This window comes from Paracoccus sp. 22332, from assembly GCF_052045125.1.
Taxonomy (GTDB): domain Bacteria; phylum Pseudomonadota; class Alphaproteobacteria; order Rhodobacterales; family Rhodobacteraceae; genus Paracoccus; species Paracoccus haematequi_A.
Window position 1 is genome coordinate 1 of the sequence record NZ_JBQEOI010000073.1, and the last position, 8,969, is coordinate 8,969.

Here is an 8,969-nt window from a genome sequence, read left to right on the forward strand (position 1 = left end):
GCCTGCGGTACAAAAGGCATGCGCCGAAGCCCTTTCGCAGGGCGTTCACTCCGCCGATGTGATCCTCAATATCCTGTCTCGCAGGCGCGATCCGGAACCGCCGCCTCTCCTGCTGACCTCTCCGGCCTTGCGCCTGACCTATGAACCGGTGGCGGACTGCGCCCGTTATGACCTGCTGCGGAGGGTCAGCTGATGGATCGTGCTGACATCATGGCCGCAATGGGCGAGTTGAAGCTCTACGGGATGCGCGCCGCTTATGATGAACTCATGGCGGTGGCTGTGCGCCGCCAGCATGAACCCCGCCAGATCGTTGGAGATCTTCTGGCCGCCGAGATCAACGAGAAGAAAGCGCGGTCGGTCAAATACCAGATCACCACCGCCAAGCTGCCCTATGCCCGGGAGATCGAGGAGTTCACCTTCGATGACACCCCGATCAACGAGACCTTGGTGCGTGATCTGGCCAGCGGGGAGTTCCTCAGCCAACAGCGCAATGTCGTGCTGGTTGGCGGAACGGGGACCGGCAAGACCCATATCTCCGTGGCGATCGCGCGTGCGGTCATCCGCAATGGTGCCCGGGGCAGGTTCTTTAATGTCGTCGACCTGGTGAACAGGCTGGAGGCCGAGGCCCGTGCTGGACGGGCGGGCCGGCTTGCAGAACATCTGATGCGGCTCGACTTCGTCATCCTCGATGAACTCGGATACCTCCCATTCGCGCAGTCCGGCGGCCAGTTGCTGTTCCATCTGGTCAGCAAGCTCTACGAGCAGACTTCCGTCATCGTCACCACCAACCTCGCATTCGGCGAGTGGCCGACCGTCTTCGGGGACGCGAAGATGACCACCGCGCTGCTCGATCGCCTCACCCACCACTGCGATATAGTCGAGACCGGCAACGACAGCTGGCGCATCAAAACCCGAGCCTGAACCCCCTCCGAAACGCAGGCCCGCGTCGGCTGCGCCAGCTGGAAAGCTACGCCGCCACGGGCCTGCTCAACCGCGCGCCAAAGGGGTCACTTTTGGGCGCCGATCGGGGGGGCCGTTTGGATGCCGATTGACACTTCGCCAGCCTGATCGGCACCTGCAAGATGAACGGTGTCGAACCCTACGCCTACCTGTGCGATCTGTTCACCCGTCTTGCCAACGGCCACTTGGCCAAGGACATCGACGCCTTGATGCCCTGGGCTTATGCAAGGCAGACCATCGCCTCACAATGACCTCGTCCGGGACTCCCCGGTGAGCTCATAGCACAACAGCCAAGCAGCAGGCCGCCCCGAAGCAATCAGAAAATCAATGGGGCGTAGCCGCCGCTTACGGTTGTGCCGAAGCTGGACCGGCTGGCGCGCTCCGTCCCTGACGCCCGAGACATTGCCGACAACCTGGCCGCGCGTGGGATCAAGCTTCAGCTTGGCACCTCGATCCATGATCCGACCGACCCGATTGGCAAGCTGTTCTTCAACATCCTGGCGACCTTTGCCGAGTTCGAGGCCGACCTCATTCGGATGCGGACCCGCGAGGGCATGGCCGTGGCCCGCGCCAAGGGCAAGCTGCGGGGCAAGAAGCCGAAGCTGTCGGAGCGCCAGCAGCAGGAACTGCGGCGCATGTATGACACCGGCGAGTATTCCATCAGTGATCTGGCAGAGGTGTTCTCCATCTCGCGGCCGACGGTGTATCGCACCTTGGGCCGGCAGGCGGCGGTGGCGTGATGACAGATGATCCAAAGCCGCCACGCCCACCGTCCCTGAAAAGCGAGACCCGCCAGACAAACTGGCGCCGCACGAACCTGCCGAAGTATCAAGCCCATCTTGCCGTCCAGCGGGCACTCATCTCTGGCGCTTTGGTAAAGCAGCCCTGCGAGGTCTGCGGCGCAGCCAAGGTCGATGCCCACCACGACCGATACGACGAACCCTTGAACGTGCGGTGGCTCTGCCGCAGCCATCACGTCAAGCTGCACCATTACGGCGAGGATATGTTTCCCATCGGCCGACAGCAGGCGGGATCACAGGACTAACGCAACCAGCGACCTGGGGCGATTGGGACGAAGCGGCCACTGGAGGTCGGCCCCGCGCGTGACGCTAAGAGCCCTGAGCCGTCATTCGTGTGGCTACTCTCTGAGGGCGATCCGAACCATGGACACGGACCGCCTCGTATCCCGCCTTGGCGAAGGGCGCGCAGCCTGATCGTCACCATCGGCTCCGGAATGGCGATGTCCGCACGGCCTGAGGGCGCACACCCTCATGACTCGTGTGCCAGACAAACCGGCTTCTTTTCGACGACCGCGTTGCGCATCCCGAGCCGGGCGAACAGATCCGCATCCTGCCGCGGCGCGGGGTTCTCCGTCGTCAGAAGCACATCGCCTGCGAAGATCGAGTTGGCGCCAGCGAGGAAGCACAGCGCCTGAAGCTCGTCGCTCATACCCTTCCGCCCCGCCGACAGCCGCACGACGCTTTGCGGCATCAGGATGCGCGCCAGTGCGACGGCCCGCACCAGGGCGAAGGGGTTGACCGGTCGGGCCACCGCCTCCACCGGCGTGTTGCCGATGGGCTGCCACAGGTTGATCGGCACGCTTTCGGGATGATGGGAAAGGTTCGCAAGAACGACCAGCATCGCGATGCGGTCCTCCTCCGCCTCGCCCATGCCAAGGATGCCGCCGCAGCAGACCTTGATGCCGCCCTGCCGCACATGGTCCAGCGTGTCCAGCCGGTCCTCCATCGTGCGGGTCGTGGCGATCTTCGGGTAATACGCGGGCGAGGTGTCGATGTTGTGGTTGTAGAAGTCGAGACCCGCCTCCTTCAGCCGCGCGACCTGCGGGGGCGTCAGCATGCCCAGCGTCATGCACGTTTCCAGCCCCAGATCGCGCACGCCTTTGACCATGGTGCAGATGGCATCGAGATCGCGATCCTTCGGGCTGCGCCACGCGGCCCCCATGCAGAACCGCTGCGCCCCCGCTGCCTTGGCGCGGCGCGCGGCCGCCAGAACCGCGTCCACCTGCATCAGCTTCGTGGCCTTCACGCCCGTATCGTGGAATGCGCTTTGCGAGCAGTAGCCGCAATCTTCCGGGCAGCCCCCCGTCTTGATGCTGAGAAGGCTGGCCTGCTCCACGACATGCGGATCGAAGGTCTGCCGATGGACGGACTGCGCCCGATGCATCAGGTCGGGGAAGGGCAGCGCGTAGATCGCCTGCGCCTCCTCCAGCGTCCAGTGGTTGCGGATCATGCACGCCCCCGTGTCCAGAGGGCGGCCAGCCCTGCGGCAAGCCCGATCTTCAGCAAATCCCCCATGAGGAACGGAAGGATGCCAACCGCCCAGACCTCGGTGCCGGGCACGAAACGGCACAGCCATGCCGCGCCAAGGGCGTATATCACCCCCATGCCGGCCAGCATGGCAAGGATGCGGCGCATCGTGCCGCCGCCGATGGCAAGCCAGCCGGTCAGGGCCGCCGCCAGAAGATAGCCAAGCAGATAGCCGCCCGTAGGCCCGACCATATAGGCCAGCCCGATGCCACGGGCCGGAGAGCCGGAGAACACGGGCAAGCCCGCCGCGCCAACTGCTAGATAGGTGGCGACCGCGCCAGCGGCGAGACGGGGTCCGGCGAGGATGGCGATCGAAAGCACCGCAAGCGTGTGCATCGTCATCGGCACGGGCCAGAACGGCACCTGGATCTTCGCGCCAAGCGTGATGAGCGCGGCAAGAGCCAAAACCTTCGGCGTGGCGTGGAGCAGAGCCCGATGATGGGGGCGGGACGGGAGCATATAAGACGTCATGACAGGGTCCTTTGCGGAAATATCTATGACTAAAAGCCCAAAGGCTCAAACGACAACAAAGATTATAGATATTTCTTATTATTTCTATCGCTGTTGGTTACAGGCCGTTCTTTTGAAGATCCCGTCGCCCTGTCCGCCCGACGTGCTTCGACAGGATCAAACACGCCCTGTCCGTTTCCCCGCGCCGAAGGGCCGCAAGGATGGCGCGATGCTCGTGGTTCGTCGGCGCCTCCCAATCACTGCGCCAGGCGGTGAACAGGAAGCGGGCGCTGGCGGTGTGGAGCGTGTCGATCACGGACAGCAGTCGCGGCATGCCGCACGGCCCGAGGATCAGGCGGTGAAACCGGCGATTGGCGCCCTCCCACTCCCGCACCTCTCGGGAGACATCTCCGGCATGTGTCGCTTGTTCGGCCGCCTCTAGAACGGCTGAAGTCATGTTGGGCACCGCATGCCGCAGGGCCAGAACCTCGAGCGAGGCACGCATGGCGGCTACCTCGTGCAGATCCTCCACATCGAACGAGGTGACGCGCATGCCCCGTTGCGGCTCGCTGATCGCCAGACCTTGCGCCTCCAGCTGCCGGAAGGCTTCGCGCACGGGCACATGGCTTGCCCCGAATTCGGCGGCGATGTGGTCCTGACGCAGAGGGGTGTTGGGGCGAATAACTCCCGTGATGATGCGGTCAGCCAAGTTTTGGGCGATCTTTGTCGCCAATGTCTCTTTGAGGGGGTTTTTCATGCATTATAGATAATCCAGCGGATCAGTGTCGTCCAGAGCGGGTTACGGGGAAAGCTTTACGGCCCTGGCCGAGAACCTGCAGCAGGCACTCTGGTCGCTTGGTGGCGCTCCGAAAGAGCACCGCACCGACAGCCTCTCGGCCGCCTTCCGCAACCTGACCATCGACCAGAGCAAGGATATCACCGAAAGATACAATGCCTTCGTCGGCCATTACGGCATGGAGGCCAGCCGCAACAATCGCGGTGAGGCTCACGAGAACCGCTCGGTGGAGGCCCAGCACGGGCACCTCAAGAAAGCCATCAAGCAGGCGCTGATCCTGCGCGGAAGCAGCGACTTCAGCTGCCTTGAGGATTACCGACGCTTCGTCGACATTCTGGTGGCCCGGCGCAACCGGCAGCGGGCAGCCGCCGTTCAGGCGGAGCGGGCGCATCTGAAGCCCCTGCCGCCTCGACGCACCACCGACTTCACCGAGATCGTCGTGCCGGTCACCCGAACCGGCGGCTTCCTGGTCAAGAGCATCTTCTACAGTGCCCCATCACAGCTGGTCGGACAGCGTCTGCGGGTCCATCTCTACGATGACCGCATCGAGGCCTTTCTCGGCAGCACTCTGGTCGTCAGCCATCCACGAGCGCGCGGTCGCGGCGACGGCCATCGTGTTCATGTCATCAACTACCACCACGTCATCCACGCGCTGCGGCGCAAACCGCAGGCCTTGTGGAGTTCGATCTATCGCGACAGCCTGTTCCCCCGCACCGAATACGCCGAAGCGTGGAAGGCGCTTCAGCGGAACCTGCCGCGACGGGAGGCCTGCCGCCGAATGGTCCATCTGCTGTTCATCGCTCACGATCAGGCCTGTGAGGCGGAACTGGCGCATCTGCTGGCAGAAGACCTCGCCGCGGGCCGGCTGCCCGATCCCGAAACACTGCTCTGCCGCCTGAGCCCGAGACATATGACGCTGCCGCGGGATGTCGCCGTGGCCCATCCATCGCTCGACAGCTTCGATGCTTTGCTGGGGACGCACGCATGAGCGTCCGCGAGGTCGATATCCACACGCTGCCCGGCATGCTGACCGCGCTGCGCCTGCCGAGCTTCCACAAGCTCTGGGCCGAGATTGCGACCCGCGCCGATAGTGAAGGCTGGCCGGCCGCTCGTTTCCTGGCCGTTCTGGCGGAGTATGAACTGGCTGAGCGCGATATGCGACGCATTCGGCGTCACTTGAACGAGGCGCATCTTCCCGCTGGCAAAACACTCGCAACTTTCGACTTCAAGGCCTTGCCAAGTTTGCCACGCCCGCGTGTCGAGGCCCTGGCCGCAGGCGATTGGCTGGAGGGGGGCGGCAACCTGATCGCCATCGGCAATTCCGGCACCGGCAAGACCCACATCCTGAGCGCCATTGGTCATGCCCTGATCGAAGCGGGACATCGCGTGTTCTACATCCGGACCAGCGATCTGGTGCAAAGGCTCCAGGCTGCCCGCCGCGATCTGGTCCTTGAAGCCGCGCTTGCCAAACTCGACCGGTTCGACCTGATCATCCTCGATGACATCACCTATGCCCACAAGGACCAGGCCGAAACCAGCGTGCTCTTCGAGTTGATTGCCCGGCGCTACAAATACCGCAGCATCGCTATCGCCGCCAACCAGCCCTTCAGTGGCTGGGACCAGATCTTCCCCGACAAGACGATGACCGTCGCCGCCATCGACCGTCTGGTCCATCACGCGACGATCCTCGAGATGAATGCCCAAAGTTACCGTCAGCGTGCCGCGACAGCCAACAAGAAGGTTCAGGCTGAAACGCCAGCGACAACCAACAACGACAACCAGAGCAAAGGAGAAAACTGAGCTAGAAAACCGAGGAATAAGCCAACCCGGCGGCGCCAAAACCGGCCAAGCTGGTTGACGGTCAAGGACAAGATGGTTGACGCGCTACATGGGTGCCTGGTTCCTGTTCCTGCCGCCATACAGCCCCGACCTCAACCCGATCGAAATGGCCTTCTCCAAACTCAAGGCGCTGATCAGAAAAGCCGCCGCCCGCACCTACGATCAGCTTTGGGCTGCGGTTGGCCAGGTCTGCGACCTCTTCTCCGACGAGGAATGCTACAACTACTTCAAAGCTGCAGGGTATGAGGCCGATTGAGTGCAACGGGCTCTAGGATTCGGGCGGAAGACGGCGCAGCGTCAAGTCGGTGCTGTATCTTCCATCTTGGGAGATTTCGGAACTTTCCAGCGCAATTCGTTCGATCATGCCGTTGGTCTCCAGATGGCCCTCATGGAGTTCCGCGAACTCCGCTTTGGTCATGTCTGATCGTGTTCGAAGCAGGATCATATCTCCGACGTGTTCGACTGGGCCGGCGAGGGGCGGACTGCCTTCAAGTTTCAGAAAACCGTAGCTCATGCTCTTCTCCCGTTATTGGCCTCTCAGGAGGCAATAACAAACTGTCAGTCAAAGAATTGGTTCGACCCCGTCACGCATGATTATCATGACCGATGTTGGAAGGACCCAGCGACCCAGCAAGAGCACCACTGGAACTGCTCACGTCGCGGGATCGGCAGGTGGTTTTGAAGAACCGGAATAGAGGCTTCGGAGTTCGGCCTCCTCCACGCCGTCGGCCTTCATGACGAGCCGGATCATCGGATCGGCAAGCATCTCTTCCAGAAAGAAATCGGTCAGCGCCTTGCCGGTCAGCTTGTCCTTTGCCACTGCCCGTTCGAGTTCCGCAAGGGGGACGGTCAATGTCCGGCTGAGACCCGGATGGGAAGCACGCGACTGAAGATGGACAAGAACGGTAGGCCGCCAGCTATCCCCGCCGACTTCGTCCAGCGGACCCGGGATCAGGGTTTCGACCTCGTATTCGCCGGCCGGAAGTATCTCATTGAAGCTTGGAAGTTCGAAGGGTCGTAAAAAGACGGCTGTTGTCTTGATCGATGCGGCCAATTCGTCTTCCTCCTGAAGAGCTGCGATGGCAGATGCTCTGGCGCACCTGCTATCAGTTCCTGCGCTTGTGCCTGCCGGATGGCCATGGCGGAGAACTATCTGCATCACTGTTCGCGCACGCACGCCTCGTCCCCACGCTGGAAGCCCGGATTACACCGCCAGCGATTGCCGGAGTCATCAAGATGTGCGTTTTCTGGCAAGTCGATCGCGATGCAGGCGCTGTTCTGTTCGTCCGGCTCGTATCCACGTTCGCAGCGCCATCCGGGCCCGTAGGCAATGGGATCGTGAAAGGCATGCTTCGGCGGGACAACAGGGTCGCACTGGTCACCAACCTGAACAAATCCCCGTTCACAGGCCCAGGCATCGCCGTAGTCAGCATTGGTCAGGTAACCATTCTTCGGCACCACGATTGGGATGCACCTGTCTCCGCTGGCGGTGAAGCCCCGGTCGCAGGCCCATCCGGGTCCCCAAGAGCTGTCGTTCAGATAAGAGTGCTCCGGCAGAACAACAGAGACGCAAGTGTCCCCTTCTCGTCGGTATCCGCGCAGGCATTCCCAGCCATAACCGGAAGACTTCAGAAAGGCGTTCGCAGGCACCGGGATCGGAATGCAGGACGCTCCATCAACCGCCTTATAGCCCCGGAGGCAGGTCCATCCCGCTCCATGGGACCGTTTGGTGGCATAAGCGTTCTCGGGGACCTCGATCTTTACACACTCTGCGTCCTCCATCCGGTAGCCAAGGTCGCAATCCCAGCCGCCTCCATAGCTGCGGGCATACGCGTTTTCCGGGGGGGAACCGGCATCGCTCTGCGCAAGCACCGGAAAAGCGAGAAACGCAAGAACGCCTGCCAGGGAGGCAATTGCGACAATCATCCGCGCCAGGGACCTATGCTCGGGTTTGGGTGTCGGTATCATGAAACGCGTCCCTTTCTTGCCAAGAGCTTTCCCGCTGATCGGTTCTTCCACCCGGCAATGAGGAAGACGTCTGGCACGGGGACGGCGATGTCACTGTCTGGGCCCATGCCGCAGGTTCTGGATAGGTCAGCCCTCATTGCTCGGACCGGCCATTTCGGACGGAGGGGCCGAGCCGGCACGTTCTACCGGCGCATCCAGGAGGGCGTCACGTTTCAACGCCAGACTGAGATAAGCCGACGAAGTCGGTCTCATCTCCGTCGGCCCGGAGTTGTGCCCCTTCCCGTAGATCATCAGATAGGCCCCTGTTTCCCTGTATGCGGCGAAACTGAGACCTTCGAGAAGCTCTTCCTCCACCAAGACCTCATAGCGACCGGGCGGGAACTCCTTGTCGGAACCAGGCACGACAAAAGCATGCCTGAATTCAACAACCGAGGTGCTGGTCCGTGTGAACAGGTGATTTTCCTGGCTAAGAGCGCTGTGGGTTTTCTCGGGAAATGCCACATTATCTTTCCCGCCGCGCAGGGGTCAGCGCTGTTTTCCATCCTCCGCCACCGAAAAAAGGGCGGAGTTTGACCCCGCCCGAACCGTTGACGCTCGTAACTGGATGCTGCCCTAATCAGGCAAATGGC

General features: G+C 62.2%; 12 protein-coding genes and 3 pseudogenes. 8 read left to right on the forward strand and 7 right to left on the reverse strand.

The window, feature by feature from the left end; genetic code table 11:
• From ACTJI6_RS22950 to ACTJI6_RS22970, 5 genes and pseudogenes are all read left to right on the forward strand, one after another.
• Window positions 1-193 (forward strand): annotated as a pseudogene (locus tag ACTJI6_RS22950) (IS21 family transposase); the annotation flags it as partial.
• Window positions 193-921 (forward strand): IS21-like element helper ATPase IstB, encoded by a 729-nt coding sequence (gene istB / locus ACTJI6_RS22955; RefSeq protein WP_028714057.1) that lies wholly within the window; start codon window positions 193-195, stop codon window positions 919-921. The pseudogene ACTJI6_RS22950 and the gene istB (ACTJI6_RS22955), both read left to right, overlap by 1 nt.
• 134 nt (window positions 922-1,055) lie before the next feature.
• Window positions 1,056-1,211: pseudogene (locus ACTJI6_RS22960) on the forward strand (transposase domain-containing protein); the annotation flags it as partial.
• Between the two features lie 102 nt (window positions 1,212-1,313).
• The gene (locus ACTJI6_RS22965) at window positions 1,314-1,700 is read left to right on the forward strand and encodes a recombinase family protein (RefSeq protein WP_440804003.1); all 387 of its coding nucleotides are present in this window, start codon (window positions 1,314-1,316) and stop codon (window positions 1,698-1,700) included.
• Window positions 1,700-2,005, forward strand: a complete 306-nt coding sequence (locus ACTJI6_RS22970; protein ID WP_440804005.1) for a hypothetical protein — start codon at window positions 1,700-1,702, stop codon at window positions 2,003-2,005. Before ACTJI6_RS22965 ends, ACTJI6_RS22970 begins: the two co-directional genes overlap by 1 nt.
• 224 nt (window positions 2,006-2,229) lie before the next feature.
• Here ACTJI6_RS22970 and bioB read toward each other — a convergent pair whose 3' ends face one another.
• The 3 genes from bioB to ACTJI6_RS22985 all read right to left on the reverse strand — a co-directional run bounded on the left by bioB (window position 2,230) and on the right by ACTJI6_RS22985 (window position 4,494).
• The gene (gene bioB, locus ACTJI6_RS22975) at window positions 2,230-3,210 is read right to left on the reverse strand and encodes a biotin synthase BioB (protein ID WP_440804007.1); all 981 of its coding nucleotides are present in this window, start codon (window positions 3,208-3,210) and stop codon (window positions 2,230-2,232) included.
• Window positions 3,207-3,758, reverse strand: a complete 552-nt coding sequence (locus tag ACTJI6_RS22980) for a biotin transporter BioY (RefSeq protein WP_440804008.1) — start codon at window positions 3,756-3,758, stop codon at window positions 3,207-3,209. The genes bioB and ACTJI6_RS22980 overlap by 4 nt, the downstream gene beginning before the upstream one ends.
• Window positions 3,759-3,855: 97 nt before the next feature.
• Window positions 3,856-4,494 carry a GntR family transcriptional regulator gene (locus tag ACTJI6_RS22985; protein WP_440804010.1) on the reverse strand — a complete coding sequence of 213 codons (639 nt, stop codon included), beginning with the start codon at window positions 4,492-4,494 and terminating at the stop codon, window positions 3,856-3,858.
• A gap of 25 nt (window positions 4,495-4,519) precedes the next feature.
• Between ACTJI6_RS22985 and ACTJI6_RS22990 the strand changes: the two genes are divergently transcribed.
• The 3 genes and pseudogenes from ACTJI6_RS22990 to ACTJI6_RS23000 form a co-directional block, all read left to right on the forward strand.
• The gene (locus tag ACTJI6_RS22990; RefSeq protein ID WP_440804012.1) at window positions 4,520-5,521 is read left to right on the forward strand and encodes a Mu transposase domain-containing protein; all 1,002 of its coding nucleotides are present in this window, start codon (window positions 4,520-4,522) and stop codon (window positions 5,519-5,521) included.
• Window positions 5,518-6,333 (forward strand): IS21-like element helper ATPase IstB, encoded by an 816-nt coding sequence (gene istB, locus ACTJI6_RS22995; RefSeq protein ID WP_440804014.1) that lies wholly within the window; start codon window positions 5,518-5,520, stop codon window positions 6,331-6,333. Before ACTJI6_RS22990 ends, istB (ACTJI6_RS22995) begins: the two co-directional genes overlap by 4 nt.
• A 91-nt stretch (window positions 6,334-6,424) precedes the next feature.
• A pseudogene (locus ACTJI6_RS23000) lies at window positions 6,425-6,628 on the forward strand (transposase); the annotation flags it as partial.
• Window positions 6,629-6,640: 12 nt separating this feature from the next.
• On the opposite strand, the gene ACTJI6_RS23005 reads toward ACTJI6_RS23000, so the two are convergent.
• From ACTJI6_RS23005 to ACTJI6_RS23020, 4 genes are all read right to left on the reverse strand, one after another.
• Window positions 6,641-6,886 (reverse strand): hypothetical protein, encoded by a 246-nt coding sequence (locus ACTJI6_RS23005; protein ID WP_440804015.1) that lies wholly within the window; start codon window positions 6,884-6,886, stop codon window positions 6,641-6,643.
• A gap of 138 nt (window positions 6,887-7,024) precedes the next feature.
• Window positions 7,025-7,426: a hypothetical protein gene (locus ACTJI6_RS23010; RefSeq protein ID WP_440803985.1), complete on the reverse strand. Its 402-nt coding sequence runs from the start codon at window positions 7,424-7,426 to the stop codon at window positions 7,025-7,027.
• A 104-nt stretch (window positions 7,427-7,530) separates the two neighbouring features.
• Window positions 7,531-8,340, reverse strand: coding sequence for a hypothetical protein (locus ACTJI6_RS23015; protein ID WP_440803986.1), 810 nt, complete (start codon window positions 8,338-8,340; stop codon window positions 7,531-7,533).
• A gap of 126 nt (window positions 8,341-8,466) precedes the next feature.
• Window positions 8,467-8,841 (reverse strand): hypothetical protein, encoded by a 375-nt coding sequence (locus ACTJI6_RS23020; protein WP_440803989.1) that lies wholly within the window; start codon window positions 8,839-8,841, stop codon window positions 8,467-8,469.
• Between the last annotated feature and the right edge of the window lie 128 nt (window positions 8,842-8,969).

Coding starts and splice junctions, on each gene's coding strand:
- istB (WP_028714057.1), top strand. CDS start 193: ATGGATCGTGCTGACATCATGGCCGCAATGGGCGAGTTGAAGCTCTAC.
- istB (WP_440804014.1), top strand. CDS start 5,518: ATGAGCGTCCGCGAGGTCGATATCCACACGCTGCCCGGCATGCTGACC.
- bioB (WP_440804007.1), bottom strand. CDS start 3,210: ATGATCCGCAACCACTGGACGCTGGAGGAGGCGCAGGCGATCTACGCG.
- ACTJI6_RS22980 (WP_440804008.1), bottom strand. CDS start 3,758: ATGACGTCTTATATGCTCCCGTCCCGCCCCCATCATCGGGCTCTGCTC.
- ACTJI6_RS23015 (WP_440803986.1), bottom strand. CDS start 8,340: ATGATACCGACACCCAAACCCGAGCATAGGTCCCTGGCGCGGATGATT.
- ACTJI6_RS23005 (WP_440804015.1), bottom strand. CDS start 6,886: ATGAGCTACGGTTTTCTGAAACTTGAAGGCAGTCCGCCCCTCGCCGGC.
- ACTJI6_RS22970 (WP_440804005.1), top strand. CDS start 1,700: ATGACAGATGATCCAAAGCCGCCACGCCCACCGTCCCTGAAAAGCGAG.
- ACTJI6_RS22985 (WP_440804010.1), bottom strand. CDS start 4,494: ATGAAAAACCCCCTCAAAGAGACATTGGCGACAAAGATCGCCCAAAAC.